22 protein-coding genes and 1 pseudogene are annotated in these 23,384 nt (G+C 30.0%); 8 read left to right on the forward strand and 15 right to left on the reverse strand.

Annotated features, from left to right (window positions below):
- Position 1: 1 nt before the first annotated feature.
- The 4 genes from AJ885_RS00550 to ppk2 form a co-directional block, all read right to left on the reverse strand.
- The gene (locus AJ885_RS00550; protein WP_002859966.1) at positions 2–1,927 is read right to left on the reverse strand and encodes an ABC transporter permease; all 1,926 of its coding nucleotides are present in this window, start codon (positions 1,925–1,927) and stop codon (positions 2–4) included.
- A complete protein-coding gene (locus tag AJ885_RS00555; protein ID WP_070280573.1) occupies positions 1,927–3,099 on the reverse strand; it encodes an efflux RND transporter periplasmic adaptor subunit in 1,173 nt (390 codons plus the stop codon). Before AJ885_RS00555 ends, AJ885_RS00550 begins: the two co-directional genes overlap by 1 nt.
- Before the next feature lie 78 nt (positions 3,100–3,177).
- Positions 3,178–4,368, reverse strand: a complete 1,191-nt coding sequence (locus tag AJ885_RS00560) for a M20 family metallopeptidase (RefSeq protein WP_070209855.1) — start codon at positions 4,366–4,368, stop codon at positions 3,178–3,180.
- A gap of 8 nt (positions 4,369–4,376) precedes the next feature.
- Positions 4,377–5,258, reverse strand: a complete 882-nt coding sequence (ppk2, locus tag AJ885_RS00565; protein WP_053872584.1) for a polyphosphate kinase 2 — start codon at positions 5,256–5,258, stop codon at positions 4,377–4,379.
- 93 nt (positions 5,259–5,351) lie between these two features.
- Here ppk2 and dsbD point away from each other — a divergent pair, with 93 nt between their 5' ends.
- The 3 genes and pseudogenes from dsbD to AJ885_RS00580 all read left to right on the forward strand — a co-directional run bounded on the left by dsbD (position 5,352) and on the right by AJ885_RS00580 (position 9,113).
- Positions 5,352–7,055 carry a protein-disulfide reductase DsbD gene (dsbD, locus tag AJ885_RS00570; protein ID WP_070280575.1) on the forward strand — a complete coding sequence of 568 codons (1,704 nt, stop codon included), beginning with the start codon at positions 5,352–5,354 and terminating at the stop codon, positions 7,053–7,055.
- Positions 7,052–7,719: pseudogene (locus AJ885_RS00575) on the forward strand (MOSC domain-containing protein). Before dsbD ends, AJ885_RS00575 begins: the two are co-directional and overlap by 4 nt.
- 50 nt (positions 7,720–7,769) lie before the next feature.
- Positions 7,770–9,113 (forward strand): sodium-dependent transporter, encoded by a 1,344-nt coding sequence (locus tag AJ885_RS00580; RefSeq protein ID WP_070209852.1) that lies wholly within the window; start codon positions 7,770–7,772, stop codon positions 9,111–9,113.
- On the opposite strand, the gene AJ885_RS00585 is transcribed toward AJ885_RS00580, so the two are convergent.
- The 5 genes from AJ885_RS00585 to peb4 all read right to left on the reverse strand — a co-directional run bounded on the left by AJ885_RS00585 (position 9,105) and on the right by peb4 (position 14,339).
- The gene (locus AJ885_RS00585; protein WP_053872869.1) at positions 9,105–9,980 is read right to left on the reverse strand and encodes a 1-aminocyclopropane-1-carboxylate deaminase/D-cysteine desulfhydrase; all 876 of its coding nucleotides are present in this window, start codon (positions 9,978–9,980) and stop codon (positions 9,105–9,107) included. The two genes, AJ885_RS00580 and AJ885_RS00585, sit on opposite strands and share 9 nt — an antisense overlap.
- On the reverse strand, positions 9,967–10,920 hold the full coding sequence (locus tag AJ885_RS00590) for an OmpA family protein (RefSeq protein WP_002852313.1): 954 nt from the start codon (positions 10,918–10,920) through the stop codon (positions 9,967–9,969). The genes AJ885_RS00585 and AJ885_RS00590 overlap by 14 nt, the downstream gene beginning before the upstream one ends.
- Complete coding sequence (locus tag AJ885_RS00595; RefSeq protein ID WP_070209851.1) at positions 10,917–12,359, reverse strand: MotA/TolQ/ExbB proton channel family protein; 1,443 nt, start codon at positions 12,357–12,359, stop codon at positions 10,917–10,919. The genes AJ885_RS00590 and AJ885_RS00595 overlap by 4 nt, the downstream gene beginning before the upstream one ends.
- Before the next feature lie 94 nt (positions 12,360–12,453).
- A complete protein-coding gene (gene fbaA, locus AJ885_RS00600) occupies positions 12,454–13,518 on the reverse strand; it encodes a class II fructose-bisphosphate aldolase (protein WP_002931943.1) in 1,065 nt (354 codons plus the stop codon).
- Positions 13,518–14,339, reverse strand: a complete 822-nt coding sequence (peb4, locus tag AJ885_RS00605) for a peptidylprolyl isomerase PEB4 (protein WP_002931939.1) — start codon at positions 14,337–14,339, stop codon at positions 13,518–13,520. The genes fbaA and peb4 overlap by 1 nt, the downstream gene beginning before the upstream one ends.
- Positions 14,340–14,419: 80 nt before the next feature.
- On the opposite strand from peb4, the gene nth reads away from it, so the two are divergent.
- Genes nth through AJ885_RS00630 form a run of 5 tightly spaced genes read left to right on the forward strand, consistent with a single transcriptional unit; the run spans position 14,420 to position 17,047 of the window.
- The gene (gene nth, locus AJ885_RS00610) at positions 14,420–15,046 is read left to right on the forward strand and encodes an endonuclease III (protein ID WP_044779333.1); all 627 of its coding nucleotides are present in this window, start codon (positions 14,420–14,422) and stop codon (positions 15,044–15,046) included.
- A complete protein-coding gene (locus AJ885_RS00615; protein ID WP_044780003.1) occupies positions 15,043–15,693 on the forward strand; it encodes a DNA/RNA non-specific endonuclease in 651 nt (216 codons plus the stop codon). The genes nth and AJ885_RS00615 overlap by 4 nt, the downstream gene beginning before the upstream one ends.
- Before the next feature lie 10 nt (positions 15,694–15,703).
- Complete coding sequence (locus AJ885_RS00620; protein ID WP_070280576.1) at positions 15,704–16,336, forward strand: trimeric intracellular cation channel family protein; 633 nt, start codon at positions 15,704–15,706, stop codon at positions 16,334–16,336.
- Positions 16,337–16,394: 58 nt separating this feature from the next.
- Positions 16,395–16,835 carry an EexN family lipoprotein gene (locus tag AJ885_RS00625; RefSeq protein WP_070248223.1) on the forward strand — a complete coding sequence of 147 codons (441 nt, stop codon included), beginning with the start codon at positions 16,395–16,397 and terminating at the stop codon, positions 16,833–16,835.
- The gene (locus AJ885_RS00630) at positions 16,826–17,047 is read left to right on the forward strand and encodes an EexN family lipoprotein (RefSeq protein WP_072225837.1); all 222 of its coding nucleotides are present in this window, start codon (positions 16,826–16,828) and stop codon (positions 17,045–17,047) included. Before AJ885_RS00625 ends, AJ885_RS00630 begins: the two co-directional genes overlap by 10 nt.
- Here AJ885_RS00630 and cmoA read toward each other — a convergent pair.
- From cmoA to folP, 6 genes are read right to left on the reverse strand one after another with little or no spacing between them, the layout of a single operon-like run.
- Complete coding sequence (cmoA, locus tag AJ885_RS00635) at positions 17,037–17,747, reverse strand: carboxy-S-adenosyl-L-methionine synthase CmoA (RefSeq protein ID WP_072225838.1); 711 nt, start codon at positions 17,745–17,747, stop codon at positions 17,037–17,039. The two genes, AJ885_RS00630 and cmoA, sit on opposite strands and share 11 nt — an antisense overlap.
- A complete protein-coding gene (locus tag AJ885_RS00640) occupies positions 17,734–18,588 on the reverse strand; it encodes a bifunctional riboflavin kinase/FAD synthetase (protein ID WP_070233256.1) in 855 nt (284 codons plus the stop codon). The genes cmoA and AJ885_RS00640 overlap by 14 nt, the downstream gene beginning before the upstream one ends.
- Positions 18,554–19,315 carry a TlyA family RNA methyltransferase gene (locus AJ885_RS00645; protein ID WP_002880301.1) on the reverse strand — a complete coding sequence of 254 codons (762 nt, stop codon included), beginning with the start codon at positions 19,313–19,315 and terminating at the stop codon, positions 18,554–18,556. The genes AJ885_RS00640 and AJ885_RS00645 overlap by 35 nt, the downstream gene beginning before the upstream one ends.
- Positions 19,312–20,316: a hypothetical protein gene (locus AJ885_RS00650; RefSeq protein WP_079264392.1), complete on the reverse strand. Its 1,005-nt coding sequence runs from the start codon at positions 20,314–20,316 to the stop codon at positions 19,312–19,314. Before AJ885_RS00650 ends, AJ885_RS00645 begins: the two co-directional genes overlap by 4 nt.
- Positions 20,297–22,240, reverse strand: a complete 1,944-nt coding sequence (gene ligA / locus AJ885_RS00655) for an NAD-dependent DNA ligase LigA (protein ID WP_002880298.1) — start codon at positions 22,238–22,240, stop codon at positions 20,297–20,299. The genes AJ885_RS00650 and ligA overlap by 20 nt, the downstream gene beginning before the upstream one ends.
- Positions 22,241–23,383, reverse strand: coding sequence for a dihydropteroate synthase (gene folP / locus AJ885_RS00660; RefSeq protein WP_070280578.1), 1,143 nt, complete (start codon positions 23,381–23,383; stop codon positions 22,241–22,243). It lies immediately after the preceding gene.
- Position 23,384 lies beyond the last annotated feature (1 nt).

A 23,384-nucleotide genomic window follows, 5' to 3' on the forward strand; every position in this document is an offset into this window, starting at 1 on the left:
TTTATTCCTTTGATAATGCACTAATAGGATTTAAATTTGCTGCATTTCTTGCAGGGAAAAAACCAAAAACCACACCGATAAACATAGAACTTAAAAGTCCCAAAAGCACAGAATAGGCATTTAAAATCATAGGAAAATCAGTACTTAAAGTATTAAAAGCAAAAATAACAAAAATCGATAAAATCACACCTAAAATCGCCCCTATAGTACAAATCATAACCGCTTCGATTAAAAACTGCATCATAATATCTTCTCTTCTAGCCCCTATAGCCATGCGTATGCCTATTTCTCTTGTTCTTTCACTTACAGAAACAAGCATGATATTCATCACTCCTATACCCCCAACAATCAAAGCAATCACAGCCACACAAGCTGTAAGTATCGTTGTAGTGCGTTTATTTGCTGTAATAGCTTGCTTAAAGGTGTCAGAATTAAAAGTAAAAAAATCCTTTTGTCCGCGTTTAATTTCTAAAATTCTTATAATAGCATTTTCAGCCAAAGTTGAACTCACATCATCTTTAACCTTAACTATGATTTCACGCAAATTTCTATCTCCTGTAAGCTTATTCATCAGTGTTGTATAGGGTATATAAAGACGTACTACATTATCTTCTATAGGCTTGTCTGTATCTTTTTGCAAAACTCCTATAATCTTAAAAGGTTGAGAATTAAAAAGCACCACACGACCTAAAATATTTTCACTTTTTTCATCAGGAAAAAGATTTTTTTTAGCATTAAAATCCAATACAGCAACATTGGTACTATTTTTTACATCATCATTATTTAAAATTCTTCCCGCATCTATCCTTAAACCTTCTATAGCAAAATTATTTACCCCTACTCCTTCAGCTCTTGCGCTTAAAGAAATATTGGTATAAGTTGCCACTCCTGAAGTATTTGAATGAGCATCAACTGCTTCTAAATATTCTAAAGATCTTAATGTTTCTAAATCACTAAAATTAAGCCTTGTTTTACCCGAACGCAAATCCCCAAATCCTTTTCCAGGGCGAATTTCAATAGTATTTGTCCCAAGTCTTGCAATAGACTCAAGCACTTTAGCTTGAGAGCCTAATCCTAAAGCTACAACACAAACTACAGAAGCAATACCTATGATGATTCCAAGCATAGTTAAAATAGAACGAAGTTTGTGTGCAAGTATGGAAGAATAAGCTATCTTAAAACATTCAAAGGCTTGATTTTTAAGCAAAGTAAGTGTTTTTTTCTCTTTGGGCATTGTTTTTAAAATAAGTTTTTCTTGAGCTTTTTCCTTTTTAGTATCGCTTAAAATTTCTCCATCTTTAATCTCTATAACCCTTTTAGCTTGTGCTGCAATTTTTGGATCGTGAGTTACTAAGACTATAGTATGACCTTGTGTGTTAAGTTTTTGTAAAATTTCAAGCACCATAATACCGCTTTTACTATCCAAAGCTCCCGTTGGTTCATCAGCCAAAATAAGCTCTCCGCCATTGATTAAAGCTCTTGCTATAGAAACGCGTTGTTGCTGCCCTCCGCTTAATTCGTTTGGCTTAGAATCTAACTTGTGAGCTAATTCTAAATCATTTAAGAGTTTTTTAGCATTTTGACTTCTTTCTTGTAAATTTTTTCCCGCATAAACTGCAGGTAAAGAAACATTTTCTTTAGCACTAAGCAAGCTTAAAAGATTATATCTTTGAAATATAAAGCCTATTTTTTCACGCCTTAATCTTGCTTTTTCATCGTTATTAAGTTTAGTGACTTCATACTCATCAAAAACATAAGTTCCGCTACTTGGCGTATCTAATGTTCCTATGATATTCAAAAGTGAAGTTTTACCACTTCCACTTTGTCCTATAATAGCAACAAATTCACCTTTTTCTATACTTAAACTTACATTTTTTAAAATGGCATTTTCACCTATATTCTTGCAAATATTTTTAAGAAAAATCATTAAAATCTCAACTTCATTTTAGTGGCTAAGCCATCAGCACTTGAGCTTACTATCAATTCTTCATCTTCATTTACACCTTCTAAAATTTGAGTATTGATAGAATCTTTAATGCCAAGTTTGACATATTTTTTAACAGCTTTTTGATTTTCCAAAATTTCAACATAATAGCCTTTTGGATCGCTTTTAATTGCATAAGTTGGCACTGCCAAAACAGCCTTTGCACTTGCTACGACAATTTCATTTTGTATACTCATACCAATACGCAAAAAATCATCTTTATTGGCTACATAAAATTTTGCGTAATAATAAATAGCATTTGATGAGCTTGAGCTTGAAGAACTCGAACTTGATGAGCTTGAGCTTGCACTAGAATCACTCACTTCAGTATCAGCTGGATCTATACTTGCAATCTTAGCATGATAAGTTTTTTGAGGATCATTAAGCAAAGAAAAATCAAGCTCTGTTCCTACTTTTATCTTACTCACATCAGCCTCTGCTATTTCCATTCTTACTTCCATTTCGTCTAAATTAGCTATACGGACTATAGTAGGAGTGTTTTGATTAGCATTAACTGTTTGTCCTTCATCTACAGCTACATTAATCACAACACCATCCATAGGAGCAGTAATGGTTGTATAACCTAAATCTTTTTGTGCATTTTTAAGAGTGATTTCAAGCTGAACTACTTGAGCATTAAGCTCTGCAACATTGGCTTTTAAAGTATAATAATTATTTTTTTGAGTTTCTAAATTTTCAAGAGAACTTGCTTTAGCTGCATAAAGTTTTTGCTCTCTTTGATATTGCTTATTCGCAATCTCAAGGGCAACTTTTTTACTCTCTAAATTAGCCTTAGCACTTTCAAGCTGAGCTTTTGTAATATCTAAATCGTTTTGTTGTTTATCTTTATCAATTTGAGCGATCAAATCACCTTGCTTTACATGAGTTCCCACATCAACATAAAGTTTTATAATTTGTCCACTAACTTGAGCACCCACATCGACTTGATCTTTGGCATATACCTTTCCTACTGCCTCTATGGTTTGAGATATATCTTTTTTTTGTATTTTTTGAGTTAAATAGCTGATTTTTTCATCATTATTAAAAAAAATAAAATAAGCCCCAACACTTCCAAGTATTGCAATTAAAATGATTAAAACAATCTTCTTTTTCATAATAACAAATCCTAAAGAAAAATCAAGATTAAATTTTACTCATTTTTTGTGAATTTTTTGTGAATTTTTAATTCTATTTTATAAATTTAAAAATTCTAAAGCCATCATCACATCACCCTGCATTAAAACTTTTAAATTTTCATCATCCCAACAAAAAGTAGAACTATGATGCAAAGCTGGATGATTTAAATCCTTTGAAATTCCAACAAATACATAAGCCCCCATTCTTTCTCGTGTTAAAAAAGCAAAATCTTCAGCCCCCATGTCAGGCTTAGAAGAAATAATAATATTTTCTTCTCCTAAGACCTTTGCAAAAGCTTTTCTTGCTATTAAAGCAGCTTTTTCATCATTAATCAATGGAGGAAATTCTTTAGTATATTTAAGCTTATAATCTCCACCATTAGATTTTGCTGTAGCAGCAGCTACTTCTTCTAGAGAACTTTTTAAAATATCTTGTGTTTTATCATTTAAAAAGCGCACAGTTCCTTTTAAATAAGCATTTGCAGGAATAACATTATAAGTAGTTCCTGCACAAATTTGACCTACGGTAATCACCCCTGCTTCATAAGGGGCTAAACGCCTAGAAACAACACTTTGTATATTATTTACAAATTGCGTTGCCATAATTATAGAATCTATACAAGTGTGCGGATGAGCTCCATGCCCTCCTCTGCCAATAAATTCCAAATCAAAAATATCCGTTCCAGCCATCATTTCACCACTTACAATTTGAGCAGTATTTTCAAGCAAAGACCCCCATAAATGACAACCAAAAACCGCATCAACATAAGGATTTTCCAATACACCTGATTCTATCATAGGTTTAGCTCCACCGCTTCCCTCTTCTGCGGGCTGAAACATAAACTTAATCGTGCCACAAAATTCATCTTTGAGCTCATTTAATATCAAAGCAGCTCCCAAAAGTCCTGCTGTATGTCCATCATGTCCACATGCGTGCATCTTACCATCAATTTTTGAAGCATAACTTAGATTAGTTTTTTCTTGTACAGGCAAAGCATCCATATCCGCTCTTAAAAGAACGCATTTTGGTTTTTTCTGACTCTTCTTTTTTCCTTCTATAATAGCTAAAATTCCTGTTTTTGCAATATTTTTTTGATATTTAATGCCAAACTCATCTAAAATTTTACACACTAAATGAGCTGTATTTTCTTCTTCAAATTCAAGCTCAGGATGCATATGAATTTGATGTCTTAAATCAACTACTTTATCATAGTACTTTAGTGCTAAATTTTCAACCAGCTTATGCATTCTTTTCCTTAATCTAAATCTTTTATTTTCTCATCTGCTTTTTTACTGTCAAGTTTTTCCAAATTCGCCTCCATTTTTCGTATTTCTTCTTCTCCACTACGCACTAATTTTGCATCAATTTTGGAAAAATCTCCAGTTTTTTTATTTGGATATTCTACCTTAGAAAGTATAAAACGCAATAAATTTAATCTTGCTTTTTTCTTATCATCTGAAGAAATAATAGTCCAAGGACAAGTTGGAGTATTAGATGCTAAAAGCATAGAGTATTTAGCTAAAGTATATTTATCCCATAATTCTTGTGATTTTTGATCTACAGGAGATAATTTATATTGTTTAAGTGGATCACTTCGGCGTTTTTCAAAACGTTTTTTTTGCTCGTCTTTTGATACTGAAAAATAAAATTTAAAAAAAATAATATCACTATTTGAAATCATATTTTCAAACAAAGACACTTCTCTTAAAAAATCTTTATGTTGTTGCGGTGTACAAAAACCCATAACCGGTTCTACTCCTGCACGATTATACCAAGATCTGTCAAAAATCACAATCTCACCGGCCGAGGGCAAATGTGCTATATAACGCTGAAAATACCACTGTGTTTTTTCCACATCACTAGGTTTTTCAAGAGCCACAACGCGGCAACCACGCGGGTTTAAATGCTCAATCAAACGTTTAATCGCCCCACCTTTTCCAGCTGCATCGCGTCCTTCTATAAGTATAAGAACCTTTAAACCCTTGGCTTTAACATGATTTTGAAATTTCAAAAGCTCAATTTGCAAATTCTTTAAATCTTTTTCATATTCTATTGTACTTTTCTTTCTTTTAACAGAAATATAAATTTCATTCTTTTTAACAGCCCCTTGTGTTTTTGAAGAATTATTTTCTTGCATTTTCAAACCTTTATAAAGTATTTAAAGTAAATTTATCATAATAAATTATAATTGAAGCTAAAGATAAAGGAAAAATAAGTTTTTAGGAAATTTATGCGTATTTTTGGTATTATTTTATTAAGTTTTTGCTTATGTTTTGCTTCTATATTGTCTTTAAATGAAGCTTTTAATGTAAAATCAAACTCTTATAATAATTCTATCTCAATTGATATTGAACTTGGAAAAGATATTTATCTTTATTCTAATAAACTTAAATTATATATAAATGAAAAAGATATAAGTTCTTTGATTAATCTACCTCAAAGCTCTACAAGAGGCAATGAAAATGTTTATTATCAAAAATTAAATTTAGCTTTGCCAAATTTACTACTAGAACGCTTTGCGAAAAATACTACAAATTTAATCAAACTCGAATTTCAAGGTTGTTCTGAACAAGGCTTGTGTTATAACCCTCAAACTTGGTACTTTGATCTCATTTCTAAAAAAGATACTTTTGAAATTTCAAAACCTTACAAAGCTCAAAAAACAGATAAAAAAACTAAAATTGAATCTGAAGAAAGCTCTATAGCAAATTTTTTAGCAACAGATAACTTTTTTTGGATTTTGCTAAGTTTTTTTGGCTACGGACTTTTACTCTCCTTAACACCTTGTATTTTACCTATGATTCCGATTTTATCTTCTCTTATCGTAGCAAAAAGTAATGCTAAATTTTCAAAAAAACATAGTTTTTTTCTCTCTTTTATCTATGTTTTTTTCATGTCTTTAGCCTATGCTATTGCTGGAGTTATAGCAAGTTTTCTAGGAGCAAGTATTCAAGGAATTTTACAAAAACCTATTATTTTAATTCTTTTTGCTCTAATTTTCATAGCTTTTGCTTTTGCTATGTTTGGAGCTTTTCGTTTCGAATTACCATTAAGATTTCAAACCTTTATACATAAAAAAAGCGAAAAAGGAAAGGGAGTTGTAGGTATAGCTATTATGGGATTTTTATCTGCTTTAATAGTAGGTCCTTGCGTAGCAGCCCCTTTAGCAGGTGCTTTAATTTATATAGCCAATACAGGCAATGCTTTATTAGGTGGTAGTGCGCTTTTTATCATGAGTTTTGGCATGGGTATACCTTTGCTTTTCATAGGCTTAGGATTAGGTTTTATTAAACCTAGTTTTTGGATGGAAAAAGTAAAAATTTTCTTTGCTTTTGTTATGTTGGCTATGGCTATTTGGATACTTTCTAGAATTATTGAAGAAAATTACATTTTAATTGCCTATGGAATTTTAGGTGTATTTTTTAGTGTTTTTATGGGAATTTTTGAAAAAAGTTTTACAATAATTTCTAAAATTAAAAAAAGTATTTTAATTCTTATTTTAGCTTATTCTCTAAGTATTTTCCTAGGGGGACTTTTTGGGGCTAAAAATTTCTTAAATCCTTTAAATTTCAATACTATATCTGCCTCAAAACCTGCTTTAAGCTATGATTATATCAACAATTTTGAACAATTAAAGCAAGAAATACAAACAAATACAAAGCCCATAATGCTTGATTTTACTGCATCTTGGTGTGAAAATTGCAAACTTTTAGATGAATTGACCTTTAGCGATGAAAGAATCATACAAAAAATGCAAAATTACAAACTTATCAAAGTTGATGTAAGCGAAAATAATAATGAACAAATTAAAACCATGAAAGAATTTAATGTTTTTGGCCCACCTGTTTTAATTTTCTTTGAAAATGGAAAAGAAAAATTAAAAATCACGGGTTTTATCAGTGCTGATGATTTATTAAAAAAACTAGAACCATGAAAATTCAAAGTTTGCAAATAGGGAAAATTAAAAACTATAAAAATTTCCAAAGCGCATTTATTAAAGATACTTACCTAGAAGAAACACAAATTGATTTTCTAGGTATTTTAGATGATCAAATAGCTGATAAAATTCATCATGGAGGCTACCATAAGGCTATTTTTGCCAACTCTTGTCAAAACTATCCTATATGGGAAAGATTTCTTAATAAAAAGCTAAATTTTGGCTCAATGGGTGAAAATTTGAGCATCGATGGGCTTTGTGAACAAAATGTTTGCATAGGTGATATACATCAAATTTCAAATGCAATACTGCAAGTAAGCGAACCTAGAAAACCTTGTGTAAAAATTTCTAAAATTCACAATAATCCAAATTTTACACATGAAATTTTTAAAACGGGCTTGAGTGGATGGTATTATAAAGTTTTACAAGTTGGACAAATACGAAAGCATGAAAATATTAAAATTTTAGAAAAAATTCTACTTCACTTAGTGTATTTGAACTCAATCAACTTTTTTACTCCCCGCATCAAATTCTTAAGCAAAATCTGAATTTATTAGATAAATTAGAAAAATTAAACTCTCTCATATCTCAAAATTGGCACGAAACGATACACAAACGCTTAAAAAATACTTACGATATAAGCTATATGGATAGCTTATAAGTTTTTAAAGTTATTTTTAGGTAAAATAATTCTTTTTCGAAAGGATAATCATGCAAAGACAAACATGGAGTAGCACACTAACTTATATTCTAACAGTTGCTGGAGCAACCATAGGATTTGGAGCAACTTGGCGTTTTCCCTATCTTGTAGGAGAAAATGGTGGCGGTGCTTATGTATTAGTTTTTTGTATAGCTATGATTATCATAGGCATTCCTGTTATTTTAGTTGAAAATGTCATAGGCAGAAAAGCGATGACAAATAGCGTAGATGCTTTCAAACAAAAATGGCAAAGTATTGGATATATGGGACTTTTAGGAAGCTTTGGCATAATGGCTTACTACATGGTACTTGGAGGATGGGTTTTAGTTTATATTTGGGAATTAACCCTAGGGAATTTTAGTCTTGCCAATGTAGTAAGCAAAGAATTTACTCATCAGTTTTTTAACGACAAAATAGCCTTCAATCCTTTAGGAGTTGGTATTTTTACCACTGTTTTTGTAATTATTAATTATATTATTTTAAAAAGAGGCATTATAGATGGTATAGAAAAATCCGTCAAATTTTTAATGCCCTTATTATTTATCTGTCTTATTGTTGTTGTGGGACGCAATTTAACCCTTGATGGAGCTATAGCTGGAGTTAAATTTTATCTTGAACCTGATTTTAGTAAAATTTTATCATCAAAACTTTTAATCGATGTTTTAGGGCAAGTCTTTTTTGCTTTATCCCTAGGTTTTGGGGTGATGATAACACTTTCATCTCATCTTAATAAAAATGAAAATATGGCAAAAACCGCTATTTATACAGGGGTTTTAAATACCATTATAGCTGTTTTGGCTGGTTTTATGATTTTTCCAGCACTTTTCTCAGCAGGACTTGCTCCAGATAGCGGGCCTTCTTTGGTTTTTGAAACTTTACCTATAGCATTTTCTCATATCCATTTTGGTACCATTGTGTGTATTTTATTTTTTGTCTTACTCTTGATTGCAGCTTTAACCACAAGCTTGCCAATTTATCAAGTTATTATTAGCGTATTAGAAGAAAAATTTAAATATTCTAAAAATCTTTCTATTAACCTAACTCTAGGGTTTATCTTCATACTTGGCAATCTTCCTTGTATTCTAACTTATGGGCCTTGGCGTGATATTGTTATCATCAAAGGAAAAAACATTTTTGATAGTTTTGATTTCATTAGTGGAAATATTTTGTTTGTTTTAACTGCATTTTTTTGCTGCATTTATGTAGGTTGGATTTTAGGCAAACAAGAAAGTCTAAAAGAACTTAGCAATAACAATACACTTAAAAGTTCATGGTTTGGAATTTGGTTTTATTATGTAAAATATATAGTACCTTTGATTATTTTAATCATTTTTATCTATGGAATTTTAAACTAATTTTTTAAATTTATATCTCTCTAACATAGTGGAATTTCCTAAAATTCCACCTTGATGTATATAAAGCAATGGTTTTTTCCACTCTTGTTTTAATGCTATACTTAATCCTAAAATATCATACAACAAGTCAAATTCTATATTGCACTTTAACTTTAAATCCATGTAAAGCTCATAAAATTCTTTATACGGTCTAGCAAAGTGATATTTTTTATCACTTGTTAAAAATTCTAAATTTGAAAAATCATAGCTTGGATCTAATGTTAAAATTTGTTTTTTAAGATATTTAATATCACCTACACAAGCGCAAGTAAATACTTTAAATTTAGAATACTTTGCCAAAAAAGCTGCCGAAGTGCCTGTACCCGAAGGTAAAAAAATATCAAAATCAAGCTTTAAACTTTGACTTTGCATTTGAATTTCTTGAGCAAGCTCCATATAGCCATATTGAGCTTCTAAATTAGCCATGCCTTGTTCTATAAAAATATCATCTTTTTTACACAAAGACAAGGCAAATTGCTTTAAGGATAAAGAATGGATATTTTCTACAAAATCAACACCATTTTCTAAAGCTAAAGCATAGTTTCCACAAGGATTATTCTTAAGAAAAGTAGAAATTTTTTCACAAGCAAAAACAAGCTTATATGATCTTTGTTTAGCAAAAATACTTAATGCCGCCAAAGCATTACTTTGGCTTCCTCCATAACTTATAAAAGATTGATTTTTAGGATATCTTTGATGGATATAAAAAGCAAGTTTCCTAGCTTTATTTCCATTAATTTCTCCTAATAAATCATCTCTTTTAATATAAAATTCAAATCCGTTAAAATTGATTTTTTGTATAGGACTAATTGTTTTAATGAAATTCAAAGAATTTTTCTACATCTTTTAAAGCATTATCATTTTTAATGCTAAATTTTATCTCTATGCGACGACTCTTATCCTTATCTTCAACTCCGTTGACAAACACAGGATCTGAAAAAGAACGTCCACTTGCCATTAAAAGCTTTTGAAGCTTATCACTCTTATAAAAAGTATAGATAAAATTCATCACCTCATAAGCTCTTTTTTGCGACAAATCTAAATTATAAATATAAGATCCATCACTATCAGTATGTCCTTCAATAATGATATTTTCAATGTTAGAAAAAATTTTTGGATCTTCAAGAATAGCATCAAAATATTCGCTTAAGATTTTTCTCAAACTTGCCTTTGCTTCATTTTTTAACACATAAGAATCTTTATCAAAAAGTACTTCAGCAGGCAAAGAAATAGATCCTGTCTTTTCATCTATAGTGATATTATTATCAAGTTTGCTTTGCAATTCCTTGCTTAAATTTTCACGAATCAAACCAAGATTTTGCACCTTTTCTTTAGCTTTTTGAAAATCTTCTTGTAAATTTTTAAGCTCTTCATCTTTTTTCTCTAATTGACCTAGTAAAATCAAAATTTGCTTATCTTTATTATCTAAAGTTGAGTTCAAATCTTTACTTAACTGCTTGTAATTTGTAATATTAGCCTCTAATTCTGCTTTTTGAGAATTAGCAAGATTTAAAGCACTAGAAGCATTGTTTAAATCAGAACTTAGTTTAAACACTATAGCTTCTTTATTTCTAAGCTCTTCTTTGCTCTCCTCTAAGCGTGCCTCTTGTTTATTGAGATTGTCTTTAATTTCTTTTAAATCACTTTGAGTTAAAACATATTTTACAACAATAGCACCTATTAGCAAAATAAAAACAAACAGCAATCCTGCCATTAAATCAGCATAAGCTATCCAAAAATTGCTATCTTCTTTTGACTCATTTTTCATTTATTTTCTTTATCTTCATTTTTTAACTCATCATTGCTTTCTTGCTTAGATATTTCTGCTTGAATTTCATCTTGATTTTCTTCAGTCTTAGACTCTGAAAAATCTTCTATTTGTTTGGTTTCATTTTCTTTATTTTGATTTCCATCCCCAGAAAGCTTACTCATCATTTGACTTGTTTCTTCATCAAGTGCTTTCATTTCTTTTTTAAGCTCATCCATCATTTTGATTTTAGCATCGATACTTTTTTCTTCTTCATATACTTCCTTAAATTTATGCATACCTTCAAACAAGCTTGCTTTAAATCCCTCAAAAACCTTTTCTTGACTTTCCAACATTGCTTTTTCATAAAGTTCAAAATTTTTGCCAAAACGCTCTACTTTTTCATCGAATGCACTTAGCGTCTTATCAAGATGATGAATTTTATCACTACTGATATCGAGCAAGCGATTATATTGTTCTGACATTCTTGTATTGATTTCTTTCAAATTTTGATTGAGCAAACCTATGCCATTTAACATTTCACTATAAAGCTTTCCAAGATCGCGTTGATCTCTTTGTGCTTTACTAAGCTCACCCATGGTTTGTTTGATGTGTTCACTACTTAATCTAATAGCTTTTTCTTCTACATTTAGCATATCTTGAAAAATGCCAAATTTTCTATCAATAGCATGATCAAGCTCTGCAAAAAAATCATCATTGCTAACTTGTTTAAAAATTGCTCCAATTTTTTCAAAATGTTGCAAACTCTCAGTTAAATATCTTTGATCAAGCTCTTCTTTTGTCCAAAAAAATCCACTTGTAGCGTTTTTTTGACGATTTAGTAAACGATCTATTTTACTTTTACCATATTTTTCAAAAAACATCCACCATAATGCAAGAAAAATTCCATAAATTGAAACATAAAAAGCAGTTCCTACTCCACTTAACAAATCTGCAATTTCTTGTTCTAAAGCGGCTGTATCACTAGAACTAAAATTTGGCATTGAAAAAGCTATGCTGATAAAAGTTCCTAAAATTCCCATCATTGGAAAAATTGCCGAACCTATACTAGCAAAATTCTCATTTCTTGCACCTTTAATATATGTATAAGCAAAGTCATCAAAATTGGCATTTGATTTCGTGTCTTTCCCTATGGCAAGAAAATGCCTCATAATATGTCTTTTTAAAGCCTGTTTAAATTCATCTTTTTGTTGCTCAAAAATACTATACGCATACTCAGCACTATGTCTAGCAAAAATCAATGCTGTAAAAAAAATCACACCTGTCATAATAACCGTATGTAATTCAACCTTAAAGTCAATTACATTAAAATAACCTAATAAAATCAAAATATAAAGAAAAGCTGGAATAAAAATAATTTTAAAATAAACCAAAGAACCTCTTGCATCTTTGCCTTCAGGCAAAACAAGTTCTGAAATTTCATCTGATTTAATCTCCATGAAACCAATACCTCAATAAAAATTTTATTTTAAAGATTGCTACTTAATTTGATAAAAATTTTTAAAACAAAATAAAACTAAGCCTTTAAAATGCTTAGTTTTTGTTTATACAGTTTAAATCTTCAAAAGCGACTTCAAGACGCTTTATCATGCTTTCTTCACCACTCCTTAACCAAACACGCGGATCATAGTATTTTTTATTTGGCTTGTCATCACCTTCTGGATTTCCAATTTGTCCTTGCAAATAAGCCCTATTTTTAAGTTCATATTCACGTACCCCATCCCAAAAAGCCCACTGGGTATCTGTGTCAATATTCATCTTAATTACGCCATAACTTACTGCATTTTTAATATCTTTTAGCTCGCTACCGCTACCACCATGAAATACAAAATTTATAGGCTTATCATTTTTTAAAGCAAATTTATCTTTGACAAATTTTTGCGAATTTTTTAAAATTTCAGGTTGTAAGCTAACATTTCCTGGTTTGTAAACTCCATGTACATTTCCAAAGCTTGCTGCAATTGAAAATTTATCACTAATTTTTCCAAGTCTTTCATATGCAAGTGCTACATCTTCTGGTTGGGTATAAAGCTTAGAATTATCAATACCTGTATTATCCACTCCATCTTCTTCGCCACCTGTACAACCTAGTTCTATTTCAAGTGCGACACCTAAAGCATCAAGTTTTTGAAGATAGACTTCACAAGTGTTAAGATTTTCTTCTAAACTTTCTTCGCTAAGATCAAGCATATGGGAACTAAATAAAGCTTGTCCATGGGTTTTTTTATATTGTGCATTTGCCTCAATAAGCCCATCAATCCAAGGTAAAAGTTTTCTTGCGGCATGATCAGTGTGTAAAATCACAGGTACACCATAAGCTTTAGCAAGTAAATGTACATGTTTAGCCCCACTAATTGCACCTAAAACTTCTCCATTAGGACAATTTTTCCCTGCATAAAATTTTGCCCCACCATTTGAAAACTGGATAATAACTGGAGAGTTAACTTTTTTTGCAGATTCTAAAACTGCATTAATAGAATCAGTTCCTACAACATTAACAGCAGGGATAGCAAAACCCTCTGCTTTAGCATAGTCATAAACTTTATTAAGCTCATCTCCGCTAATCACCCCTGCTTTTACAATGTCTAAAACACCCATTATTTATATTCCACTTTAGCACTATTTAAAAGATCTTGGCCTTTTTGATTGATAACTTTTTTAAATTCTTCAAATTTAAGTCCGTTTTCAATACCTTGTTTTACTTCATCAAATTTGATTTGACCTTTAGCCTGCGAATTTTCTTTTAAGATTACATGATAGCCAAAATTCGTTTTTATTGGAGTTGTAGTAATAGTACCATTTTTAAGTGCAAAAGCAGCATCTGTAAAAGGCTTTACCATAGTTGATTGATCAAACCAACCAAGCTCACCACCTTGGTTTTTTGAACCTGGATCAATTGATTTCTCTTTAGCAAGCTCACTAAATTTAGCATCTAGTTCTTTACCTTTTAAACCTTTAAGTTCGTTAATAATATCCTTAGCTTCTTTTTCTGTCGCTACTAAGATATGTTTTGCTTGCACTCTCGCAGGTTTTACGTATTTGTCTTTATTTTGATCATAAAAAGCTTTAACTTTAGCCGCATCAATTTTAATTGTATTTAAAATTTTCTCTTGATAAACATTAACAAGTATTGCATCTTTTGCACGATCAAGTTCTTTTGTGTATAAAGGATCTTTTTCTAAATTTTGTTTTTTAGCATCTTGCAAAATTAAGTCTTGCATAATATACTGCTGAATAAGAGCTTTTTTTTGATTATCTGGCAAAGTTTTAAAATCCTGTCCTCTAAGCATAGGGGCAAAAAATTCACTTACTTCTGTATCACTAATGCTCTTGCCATTAACAGTGGCTACTGTAGCTGCATTTACATTTAAAGCTACACCTGCAATCAAAGCTGCTGCAACTAAAGAAATTTTTTTCATTGGGTTTCCTTTTTAATAAAATGTATATAAAATCGATTATATCTAAACTTGGTTTAAAGCTAATTAACTAAAATTAAAAAATGAAAAGAAATTTAGAAATCAAAGAGCTTTTTTTAAAACATTTTGAGAAACCTGTAACAGAACTTAAATTTTCAAATTTATACGAACTATTAGTCTGTGTGATGCTTTCAGCCCAATGCACTGATAAAAGAGTTAATCTCATCACTCCTGATCTTTTTAAAGCTTATCCTGATATCAAATCTCTTGCAAATGCAAATTTATCAAGCCTTAAAACCTACATACAAACTTGTTCATTTTTTAATAATAAAGCACAAAATCTTATAAAAATGGCAAAATCAGTTTGTGAAAATTTTGACGGAGAAATTCCCCTTGAAGAAGAGAAATTAAAATCCTTAGCAGGCGTGGGACAAAAAACCGCCCATGTGGTTTTAATAGAATGGTGTGGAGCAAATTTCATGGCTGTAGATACTCATGTTTTTAGAGTTTCTCACCGCTTAGGACTTAGCAAAGCAAAAACTCCAGAAGCTACAGAAGAAGATTTAACACGCATATTTAAAGATAATCTTAACTATCTTCATCAAGCCATGGTTCTTTTTGGACGCTACACTTGTAAAGCTAAAAAACCTTTATGTAAAGAATGTTTTTTAAATCATCTTTGCAAAAGTAAAGATAAGGAACTTAAATGAAAATTTTCATCTTTTTACTCGCTATATTTCTTAATATTTTCGCCTTAGAATCTTACGAGCCTAGTGCTGTTTTTTCTTCTTATTTTAACAACATAAATTGCTCGCAAATCTTAGATAAGTTTTTTTATCTAAATTGCTATGATTATAAACTCAAAGGTACAAAAGCCGTTGCTTATAAAGTAGAAGCTTCAAATTTAAAAAATAAACAAATTAAAAAACGCCCTCGCTTTGAAGATGATACAAATATTCCTAAAAAATACCGCACTACTTGGAGTGATTATAAAAACAGCGGCTACACGCGAGGACACACTGCACCCAATGCTTCTTTTAGCTTTAGTAAAGCTGCCCAAAATTCAGTATTTTTAATGAGTAATATTACCCCACAAAATGCGCAAATAAATAATATAATTTGGAATGAAATCGAACAAAGAGAAAGAAATTTGGCTTTAAAATTTCAAAGTATTGAAGTTTTAAATTTAGTACTTTACGATAAAGAACCACAATACATTAAAAACCGTATTGCTATACCAAGTTTTTATGTAAAAATTATTAAAACTCCGAAATTTAAAGAATGCTATCAAGTACCAAACCACGAAGTAAATGATGAAAATATTAAACAGTATCAAATAAATTGTGATAAATTTTAAGGTATAAATTATGGAGATAAATGCTCTTACAATAACCACTCTTTATATCATAGGTATTTCCGCAGAAGGAATGACAGGGGCTTTAGCTGCAGGACGCCATAAAATGGACCTTTTTGGAGTTATTTTTATTGCTCTCGTAACAGCAATTGGAGGTGGAAGCATACGAGATGTGCTTTTAGGACATTATCCTTTAACTTGGGTTAAACATCCTGAATATATTATTTTAATCTGTTTTTGCGCCCTTATAGCCACAAAAATTCCACGTGTAGTAACCAAACTTGAAACTTTATTTCTAACTCTTGATGCTATAGGACTTGTTGTTTTTAGCATACTTGGAGCTCAAATAGCCATAGATCAAAATCATGGGTTTATCATAGCCGTTGCTGCTGCTGTAATTACGGGTGTTTTTGGTGGAATTTTAAGAGATATTTTATGTATGAGAATCCCTTTGGTATTTCAAAAAGAAATTTATGCAGGAATTGCCATAATTGCAGGAGCAATCTATTATTCTCTAATAATGTGGCTTGAGCTTAATGCTCTAATTTGCACACTTTTAACTCTTTTTATAGGAGTTATTGCAAGGCTTTTAGCTATCAAATATCAATGGTCTTTACCTATTTTTTCTTATAATGAAGAAAAATAATTTATCGTTGCTTTATACAAGTTTGCTAAGATGCTAAAAATTTTTAGGAGATTGATAAATGCAAAGACTAAGTATTTTACTTACAATTTTAATAATTATTAATATAACAGCTTGCGATAGCAAAACAGAAAATTACTACAAAAATCATCCTAGCGAAGCAAAAGAAAAAGCAAAAGAATGCAAAGAAAGCGGAACTCTTAGCGAAGATTGTATTAATGCATTAGAAATTGGTATTAAGCCAACAAATGAAGAGAGTAAATACAGTCCAAACACACCAAAAAAATCTGATAATCAGATATTAGAAGCTTTAAAACAAAATGATTTAAAAAAAGAAAAAATCACAAAAGATATTAACCAAAGTTCAGAAAATAATGAAAGTATTATAATGCCGCCCATAGCAGAAACACCTTCTGAAATTTATCCTTCCAAAACAACAGAAAACCATCAAAGTTCTATCTTTAGTGATGATATTAATATAACACAGGAAAAATTACCATGAAAATAACTCTTTTTTTAAGCCTTATTGGTATATTTTTTGCAGCATGCGAACAAACCAAAAGTGTAGAATATTATCAAAATCACCCTGAAGAAGCAAAAAAAAGAAGTTTAGAATGCAGGCACAAAGCTATCATCAGTCAAGATTGTGTTAATGCGTATAAGGTAGGTTTTCCAAAAGATGAATGGGAAAATGAAAATATCTCTAATCCTTAAAAGCTATAAAAGTTTCAAAATTTGCCCATTTAAAAATACTTTCTATTTTCTTAAAACCTGCCTTTTCTAGCATGTTTAAATTTTCTTTTTGACTATAAGGAATTAAAACATTTTCTAAGGCTTCTCTTTTAGCTGCAATTTCAAATTTAGAATAGCCTTGTTTTTCTTTGTAGTCTGCATAAAGTTCTATGATATTTTTAGACAAAAAAGCATCTTCATAAAGGATTTTTTCACTCATAATCAAAATGCCTTTAGGATTTAAATTTTTATAAATTTTATCAAGCAATTCCTGTCTTTTAGGAGGACGAATAAACTGCATGGTATAATTTGCCACAAAAACATCGCAAGTAAAAAAATCAAATTCGCATAAATTAGCTTCAAAAAAACTTATATCAAGTCCATAAGCTTTAGTTTTTGACTTTGCAACTTCAAGCATAGAAGCAGAATTATCCACGCCAAAAAGTTTAAAATCCTTTCTTAGATTTGCCAACAAAATCAAAAAATTAGCACTTGAACAGCCCAAATCACAAATACTTGCATTTGCAAGTAAAATTTTAGCCAATAAATTAGCACAAAGTTCTAAATTTTCCCTATAAAATGGTACAGAACGATTAATCATATCATCAAAAACACTAGCCACGCTTTTATCAAATTCAAATTGTTTTTTAGGGCTTTGTTTAAAAAGTTCATCTTTCATCATTTTTCCTTAATAATTCTCTAGCTTGTTCTATGTCTTTGGCAATTTGATTTTTAAGTTTTTTTAGATCTTGAAATTTCTGATTCTCTCTTAGAAAAGATATAAACTCAAGTTCGAAAAACTCCCCTTGTGTGAAATTTTCACCCAATTCCTCTAAAATATGACTTTCTATGGCAAAATTTTCATCGCTTGATCTTACACCTAAAAAACTCACACTTTTATAAATATTTTTTTGGCTTTTTAACAAAGTAGCATAAACACCATTTTGAGGCAAAAAATAGCCTTTACAATCTAAATTTATAGTCGCAAAAAGTTCTTTAGAGCCCAAACCTTGTCCTTTAATCAACTTTCCTTTAATACTATAATCTCTTCCTAAAAATTCTTTTGCTTTTTGTAAATTTGCTTTTGATAAAAAATCCTTAATTAAACTTGCATGAACACCTACTCCGCCTATACTAAATTCATCAACTATTATAGTTTTTATCCCACTTAAAGACTCAATATCTTTAGCACTATAAGCCCTATTTTTCCCGAAAGAAAAATCATATCCCACTACTATAAATTTCAAATTGATAAATTCTTTTTTCAAAAAGCTTAAAAAATCTTTACCATCTAAAGATTTTATACTTTCAAAATCCACTTCTATAACTTTTTTTCCTGAAATTTCTTCTTTTTGACGATTTGAACAAAGAAATTGACCCTTAAATTTATTAATAACCAACAAAGCCCCATTCTCATCTAAACATTTTACAAGTTTTAGATGCCCTAAATGTATACCATCAAAACAACCTATAGCTAAAGAAGTAATATTAATTTTTGATATAGTAGTAAAAATATTCAACATTACCTTCCTTTCCTTTAATGCTTGATTTTTGCGTATTTTTTAAAAGCCAACCTAACTTAGCACATGCTTTTTCAAAATCCATTCTTGCCTTTAAGATTGCCTTGTCATCTTTTAAAACACCTTTTTTATCTCTTTTGATATTTTTTCCCACTTCAAACTGAGGTTTAAAAAGTAAAATAATTTCCTTTAAAGCTAAATTATCGATATAATAAAGTAAATTAATAAGAGAAATAAAACTCACATCACAAGTAACAAGTTCAAATTTTTCTTCACTTTTAAAGGCTCTAAGATCTGTATTTTCATGCAAGATAATTATTTCATTTGCTCTTAAACTTGGATGGAGTTGATTACTACCCACATCAAGAGTAGTGATTTTTAAAGCCTGATTTTCAAGTAAAATTTGCACAAAACCGCCCGTGCTAGATCCTATATCAAGACAATTTTTATGTTTTATTTCAATATCATTTTCTTCTAAAAAATTTTTTAATTTCAAAGCTGCTCTTGAAACATAAATTTCACTTAAAAGATCCAATTTTAACTCATTGGCTAAAAGTATATCTTCAAGATTTAAATCTTGCGTTTTTTTTAAATTTTCTAAAAAATTTTTCACATCAAAAGAAGCTTTAAAACTTTTACCATTAAGTAAAATCTCTTCATTTTCTATAAGCTCTAAAGCTTTATTTCTACTGATATTTAAACGCTTTGAAACAAAAAAATCAAATCTCATTTTAAACTCTCATTTATTCTTTTTTCCAAGTCTTCTTTTTCTTTAGAAAACCACCAAATTCCTATTTCAAAAGCATTTTTTTTAAAAATTTCTCTAAGATCTTTAAGATCTTTTTCAAAAAGATCTTTTTCTTTTTGAATTAAACTTAAGTTATTATCTTTTAAAAAATTAAAATTATTCATCCATAAAAGTATTTGTTCTTGTTCAGATTTTAAGGCATTATTTCTTTGCTCTTTTAAAAAATAACTTCCTAAAACCATGATAAAACATAAAAATAAAACAATTATTTTTATGTTTATTTTCAAAACAAAATTAAAAACAAAAGCCAAAAGAGAGCAAAACATAAAAAAATTAAAAAAATCAAAAATAAAATTTAAAGCTCTAAAGCTCAAATATCCAAAATGAGAAAAAATAAAAAGTTTTAAATTTGAAACAAAATACAAAAATTCAGATAAAAAATCAAAATAAACAAAAGAAGCACTCTTATAAGCAATGATTTTCCTAGAAAAAAGTTCTAAATTTAAAAGCTCATTGTAAGTAAAAAAAAGCCCATAAAATGCATAAAATAAAGCGGTAAAAAAACTAGCGATAACAACTATTCTAAAATCATTATAAGCATTATTTACAAATTGCAAATGCAATTCTTTTTTTAAAAATATCATCAATAAAGGCAAAATTATAAATATAAAAACTAAATCAATTTTTTCAAGATTTAAAAAATTTAAAAATAAAGAAACAAGTCCAAAAATCGCCAAGAAAAAACTAAAAATATAAAGATAAAAATCCCCCATACTAATACGATAAAACAAACTTCCCTTAATCAAAGTAGCTTCTTTTATAATATTTTTTCTAAGCTTTAAAAATAAAAAGAATTCCCAAAAAAGTGTTAAGAAAATAGGAATTAAAAAAAACAGAGAAAAAGCACTCCTTTGCCAAGTTAGCAAAAATCCAAAAAGGCTTAAAAGTGTTAAAATATAAGAACTATTCTTTAACAAGTTCATTAAAAGCACTTTCATCTATACATTTTACTTCAAGCTCTTTAGCCTTACTCAGCTTAGAACCTGCCTCTTCTCCAAAAAGCACATAGTCAGTCTTTTTAGAAACCGAACCACTTACCTTACCTCCAAGCTTTTCTATTAAAGCCTTAAACTCATCTCTTGGTCGTGAAAGAGTTCCTGTAATCACAAAAGTTTTACCAAAAATCACACTATCGCTTTTAATTTCAAGTTTTTCTATTTTCAAATTTAAAAGCCTGTAAAACTCATCAATTCTTGTATGATTAACACGCGTAAATTCGCAAAGACTTAAAGCCATTTGCTCCCCAAAACCTTCTAAATTGGCATAAGCTTCAAAGCTTTGCTTGTGCCACTCTTTACCAAAACTTAAGCTTAATTTTTTAGCCGCAACCTCGCCAATATGATCTATCCCTAAAGCTGTGATAAAACGAAAAAGCTCACATTCTCTTGCTTGTTCTATAGCATTTAAAAGATTGTTGATTTTCTTTTCTTTAAAGCCTTCCAAACCTTCAAAATCACTAAATTTTAAATGAAAAATACTCTCAAGTGTAGTGATTTTTTTGTGTTTATATAAAAGTTCTACTATATTTTCTCCAAGTCCGTCGATATTAAGACATTTTTTAGAAACAAAATGAATGATAGAATTTACAAGTCTATCTTCACAGTCTATATTTTGACATTTTATTAAAGTTCCTTCATCTAAAAGCTCACTTTGGCAAGTAGGACAAAGTTTAGGGCGTAAAATTTCCATCTCTAAACCTTCTCTACGCTCTTTAAAAACCTTAGTAATTTTAGGGATAACATCGCCACTTCTTATCACGCTTACAAAATCATTGATTTTAACATCAAGTCTTGCAATCTCATCAAAATTATGAAGGGTGGCTGATTTTACTACAACCCCATCTAAATTTACAGGCTTTAAAACCGCCACAGGAGTGATCACCCCACTTCTTCCTACTTGTAAATTTACCCCTATTAAACGCGTGGTTTTTTCAAGTGCAGGAAATTTAAAAGCTGCCATAAATTTTGGAAATTTTACCGTATAGCCTAATTCTTCACAAAGCGCAAGATCATCAACTCTTACCACCATTCCATCCATCATCATAGACTTTTTTTCTCTTAAAGCTAAAAGCTCATCATAAGCTTTTAAAACCTCATCTAAATTAGCGCAAAGTCTTACAAAATCATCCTTTAAAAAACCAAGCTCTCTGATAAATTGCATCACCTCGCTGTGTTTAGTAAAATTTAAGGTATTTTCCCCTACTCCCCAAGGATAAAATTTCAAATTTCTTTCTTTAGTGATGCTTGTATCAAGCTGCCTTAAACTCCCGCTTGCAGCATTGCGTGGATTAGCAAATAAACTTTGATTTAAAAGAGCTCTTTTTTCGTTGATTTTCTCAAAATCATCTTTTAAAATCACCACTTCTCCACGAATTTCTATCCTTTCTTTATAGGCTATATTTTTAGGTATATTTTCTATCTCAAAAACATTAAGTGTTATATCCTCGCCCACTTCGCCATCACCTCTAGTGGCACCGCTTACTAATTTACCATTTTCATAAAGTAAATTTAAACTCGCTCCGTCAAATTTAGGCTCTATAAAAAAGTTTTTTTCACATTTTGTGCGTTTTGCCCAAGCCCTAAGCTCACTCTCATCAAACACATCTTCCATCGACCACATACGCTTTAAATGAGCTATTTTTTTAAACTCGCTTTGTATAGTAGGAGCTATTTTTTGCGTTGGAGAGTCTTTTGAAATTTCATCTTTATTTTGTTCTTCAAAAACTCTTAATTCTCTGATTAAAGCATCGTATTCTTCATCGCTAGCCAAGGGTTCATCTTTTTCATAATATGCCCTCATCCACAAATTTGCTAAAGCAACTTTTTCTAAATACTCTTCTTTTTTCATCTAAACTCCTATATTGTCCATTGCCTGTGCTAAAGCAAAAAGTTGTTTGTGCTCGTATAAATCATGCACTCTTATAATACTAGCACCATTTTCAAAAGCCTTTAAATGCAAATACAAAGTTCCTGCTAAACGATCTTTAATCTCACTTTGAAAATACGCATTAATCACACTTTTGCGACTCGCACCTATAAGTAAAGGTTTATTAAATTGCAAAAAATGTTCTAAGTGTTTGATTAAAATCATATTATGCTCCGCACTCTTTCCAAAACCAATACCTACATCTAAAATACTTTCTTTTACTCCAAAACTTTCTAAAAGTTCAAGTTTTTCTTTAAAAAACAAAGTCATCTCATCGAGTAAATCTTCATAAAAAGGATTATCTTGCATGTTATTTGGATTGTTTTGCATGTGCATTAAGCAATATTTTGCCTCATATTTACTTGCAAGTTTAGCCAGATTAAGATTTCTTAAACTTGTAATATCATTTATAAGTTTAAAACCCTTATTTAAAGCATATTCTAGACAATATTCATCAAAACTATCTAAACTAAAAATCGCTTTTTCATGATAATTTTTCTCATAAATTAAGTCAAGTACTTTTTTTAGTCTTTTAAATTCCTCTTCCTTGCCACAATACTCACTCCCAGGTCTTGAACTAACCGCACCTATATCGATATAATCAGGCCTTAAAGCAAGAAAGTCATTAAGCCTTTTTTCAAAGTCTTCTTCACTCACACGACTTTTTGCATTAAAACTGTCTTCATTAACATTAATCACTGCCATAAGCTCAGCTTTTTTTGTTTTTAAAAAATCTTTTTGCAAAAAAAGAGCCAAATTTTTAAGTCCAAAATCTTGAAGTTTTTCTTTAGCAATAAGTTTTTGAATTTGCTCTTTACTTGCCATTAAAAGCGCATTTGAATGAGTGATTTTTGCAGTAATTACTTCTTTATGAGTAATAAGTTCAGCTCCTACTCTTAAAGCATCTTGTTTTAAAATATTTGCCGCAGGAGTAGAAATATCTTTGATAAAAATAAAATGAATTTTTGTTTTTTCACTCATAATCTTTTGTCCCATTTTATGAGGATTTATAAAAGAGCAAAGTAAATTAAAATCGGTATTTGGATTGATTTTAAAAAATTTCATT

The sequence above is a fragment of the Campylobacter sp. BCW_6464 genome (genome assembly GCF_001762775.1).
Taxonomy (GTDB): Bacteria; Campylobacterota; Campylobacteria; order Campylobacterales; family Campylobacteraceae; genus Campylobacter_D; species Campylobacter_D jejuni.

Bases quoted from the DNA above. Each gene is read 5' to 3' on its own strand.
- AJ885_RS00645 (WP_002880301.1), bottom strand. From the start codon at position 19,315: ATGAGATTTGATTTTTTTGTTTCAAAGCGTTTAAATATCAGTAGAAAT.
- AJ885_RS00590 (WP_002852313.1), bottom strand. From the start codon at position 10,920: ATGAAAAATGAGTCAAAAGAAGATAGCAATTTTTGGATAGCTTATGCT.
- ligA (WP_002880298.1), bottom strand. From the start codon at position 22,240: ATGAAAAAAGAAGAGTATTTAGAAAAAGTTGCTTTAGCAAATTTGTGG.
- AJ885_RS00650 (WP_079264392.1), bottom strand. From the start codon at position 20,316: ATGAACTTGTTAAAGAATAGTTCTTATATTTTAACACTTTTAAGCCTT.
- AJ885_RS00620 (WP_070280576.1), top strand. From the start codon at position 15,704: ATGGAGATAAATGCTCTTACAATAACCACTCTTTATATCATAGGTATT.
- peb4 (WP_002931939.1), bottom strand. From the start codon at position 14,339: ATGAAAAAAATTTCTTTAGTTGCAGCAGCTTTGATTGCAGGTGTAGCT.
- cmoA (WP_072225838.1), bottom strand. From the start codon at position 17,747: ATGATGAAAGATGAACTTTTTAAACAAAGCCCTAAAAAACAATTTGAA.
- AJ885_RS00580 (WP_070209852.1), top strand. From the start codon at position 7,770: ATGCAAAGACAAACATGGAGTAGCACACTAACTTATATTCTAACAGTT.
- AJ885_RS00640 (WP_070233256.1), bottom strand. From the start codon at position 18,588: ATGTTGAATATTTTTACTACTATATCAAAAATTAATATTACTTCTTTA.
- AJ885_RS00615 (WP_044780003.1), top strand. From the start codon at position 15,043: ATGAAAATTTTCATCTTTTTACTCGCTATATTTCTTAATATTTTCGCC.
- fbaA (WP_002931943.1), bottom strand. From the start codon at position 13,518: ATGGGTGTTTTAGACATTGTAAAAGCAGGGGTGATTAGCGGAGATGAG.
- ppk2 (WP_053872584.1), bottom strand. From the start codon at position 5,258: ATGCAAGAAAATAATTCTTCAAAAACACAAGGGGCTGTTAAAAAGAAT.
- nth (WP_044779333.1), top strand. From the start codon at position 14,420: ATGAAAAGAAATTTAGAAATCAAAGAGCTTTTTTTAAAACATTTTGAG.
- AJ885_RS00550 (WP_002859966.1), bottom strand. From the start codon at position 1,927: ATGATTTTTCTTAAAAATATTTGCAAGAATATAGGTGAAAATGCCATT.
- AJ885_RS00555 (WP_070280573.1), bottom strand. From the start codon at position 3,099: ATGAAAAAGAAGATTGTTTTAATCATTTTAATTGCAATACTTGGAAGT.
- AJ885_RS00560 (WP_070209855.1), bottom strand. From the start codon at position 4,368: ATGCATAAGCTGGTTGAAAATTTAGCACTAAAGTACTATGATAAAGTA.
- AJ885_RS00625 (WP_070248223.1), top strand. From the start codon at position 16,395: ATGCAAAGACTAAGTATTTTACTTACAATTTTAATAATTATTAATATA.
- dsbD (WP_070280575.1), top strand. From the start codon at position 5,352: ATGCGTATTTTTGGTATTATTTTATTAAGTTTTTGCTTATGTTTTGCT.
- folP (WP_070280578.1), bottom strand. From the start codon at position 23,383: ATGAAATTTTTTAAAATCAATCCAAATACCGATTTTAATTTACTTTGC.
- AJ885_RS00595 (WP_070209851.1), bottom strand. From the start codon at position 12,359: ATGGAGATTAAATCAGATGAAATTTCAGAACTTGTTTTGCCTGAAGGC.